At 31.9% G+C, this 1,704-nt stretch carries 1 protein-coding gene; it reads left to right on the forward strand.

Annotated features, from left to right (window positions below; translation table 11 throughout):
• On the forward strand, positions 1-1,704 hold a 1,704-nt coding region (locus tag CYP28_RS10440; protein WP_181000446.1), incomplete at both ends, for a hypothetical protein.

Raw genomic sequence — 1,704 nt, forward strand, 5'->3', positions numbered from 1 at the left:
GTCTAATGGTATTAAAAAATATGAAGTAGGCAATCTTAAATTTGAAACAATAAACGAAAAAACATCAATAAAGACGACCGAAACTACAAACAATGCTCCATTTGCACTAATAACAGTAACAAGAGAAAATATGTTCTCTGTCAATTCTCCTAAACTAAAAGAAGAAGTTATTGCTATATTAGATTACCTAGAAGAGCAGCATAATATAAAAATGGATGTAAGTTTTATGCAACATAGAGTAGGCGGTGGTTATTTGGATGTGTTTTTCGATAGTCAATCATTAAAAAAGATTACATTAAATTCAAATATAGGACACCAAGAAGCTAAAAGAATGGGACAAAGTGTTTTTTTGGGTAAGCAGCTAGACCAAGAAAAATTTAATACACTGATCGAAGTATTAAATATCCAAAAAGAGCTTCTTTTAAAAACACAACTTTTAAAAAACATTATCCACCTTGTCGGACTGCAAGCGATAGAAGAGCAATATGAATTTTATAAAGAGCATGAAGCTACTATAAAAGCGACACATACTATAAATAATATTGAAACAAGAATATCAAGGGGCGAAACAGCAAAGAGCATATATGCTGATATTCATAGAGAAATTTTTTCAACCTCAAACATTTCAAGCGATACAAGACGGATTTCACTTTTTGAGACACTCGTCAATAAGAACAAAGATTTTATAGATTTTCCAGGCTCTTTAAAAGACTTTGTAACTTTTTATATTGAAAATCCTGCAAGCTCACCAACGCTTGAACGATACATAGACTTTATAAGAGATTTTAGTATAGAAAAAGTCAATAAAGAGATGAGATCAAAAAGCGATTTGGGCAACTTTTTTGCAAATGTTTTAAATTTATCTTCACAAAACAACCAGATAATTATTCCGCAGGGATTAAAATTAAGCGAAACTGAGCTAGAAACCTCTTTATCAACAACGCCTGGTATTACCCAAAACATTAGTATTTTATCAAACAATACAAGCGAACTAGAAAGTAGAAATTTTGGATCAGTTGAGCTTGTCACAAAACCAAAAACTGAGCAAGAAATTTCAGAGAACTTCGATCTATTTTATCAATTAGGCCGCTCTTATGATGCAGAGCAAAAACAATACTATGATATTAGTGACCTAGAGCTATCTACAAGTGAAGCCAAGACATTACTATCAGGACTAAATGGATTTATTGTGGCAAAAGCAGGCTTTGGATCTAAAGTCAAGCTCTCCAGCATTAAACTAGGAGCAGATAAAGAATTGTGTCTTGCGCATAGCAAGGCTGAAAAAACCATCGATACCAAGGTCTTTAATAGCATTAATGCTTCTTTGGGCAATATACACAATAGATATTTGTTAGACAAGCTCTTAAACATTAGTCCAGTTAGCTTAAAATCAGATTTTCTAAGTATTGAAGATAAATCAGCAAAAATTATGAGGCTAGAGCATGAACTTGTAACAAATCAGAAATACTATTTAGATGTTGTAAATGCCCTTACTAGAAATGATGCAAGAATTGATATTATTCCATTTCATACCACAAGCATTAATAATGGAAAAATAAAGAGTTCTCCTAGATCAATACCACAAGGCGACGATGTTTCATTGACTGATGAAGAAAAAATTAACAAATATGTATATTTAGAAGCCTATAAACAAAAAGGGTATGACCTAGAAAATCTTGACAATAACCCACCAGTTTATAATGC

This window comes from Campylobacter concisus, from assembly GCF_002914195.1.
Lineage (GTDB): Bacteria > Campylobacterota > Campylobacteria > Campylobacterales > Campylobacteraceae > Campylobacter_A > Campylobacter_A concisus_M.